This window comes from Vibrio sp. 2033, assembly GCF_033339735.1.
The window spans coordinates 1-610 of sequence record NZ_JAWOVC010000526.1 but is presented as its reverse complement, the minus strand read 5'-3'; the positions used below and the strand labels follow the sequence as shown (position 1 = coordinate 610).

The following is a 610-nucleotide window of genomic DNA, read 5'->3' as shown; positions in this document are numbered from 1 at the left end:
CTCCTGTAGTAACGAAACTGAGTCATGGGAATCTCAATGTAACGGCCGTGATTGTTCAGATGTTGAAGGTCAATCCGATAGCGTACGTTGGATGTCTAGCGTCTGGGGAAACTCGTCGCCTTCTTCTTATCTTTGCTCTTCTATTGGTGGCGGTTGTGGTGCCGCCATTGATCGTTCTAGCTCTTGGTGCGGTGAGTCTGGTTGGTGCTACGCGAGTTACACGGTTATCGGCCCTGAGTGCAACGTGCCTAGCGGTCCATCTTTCTGTTCGGACCCCGAGTGTAAAAACTATAAAGACCCAGATTCAGATGAAAAACCAGATACAGACCCAACCCATGACCCAGACGACCCAACAGGCGGCGACATCGAAGACCCTAGCGTTTTACCAGATTCAGACAATGATGTTGTCGTTCCTGACCCTCCAACAGATGAACCTGATGTTGAAGACCCTCCAACAGATGAATCAACAGATACGGCAGTTGTTAACGCAATAACGGGAATGAACAAGGACGTTAATAAGGCGCTGAATGATATGAACATCGATATCAATCAGGCTAGTGCTGACGTTCAAAACCAAATTATCGCGCTCAATGCTTCGGTCGTGACCAAT

At 48.2% G+C, this 610-nt stretch carries 1 pseudogene; it reads left to right on the top strand.

What is annotated here, in order from left to right:
- Positions 1 to 610: pseudogene (locus tag R7P74_RS27590) on the top strand (hypothetical protein); the annotation flags it as partial.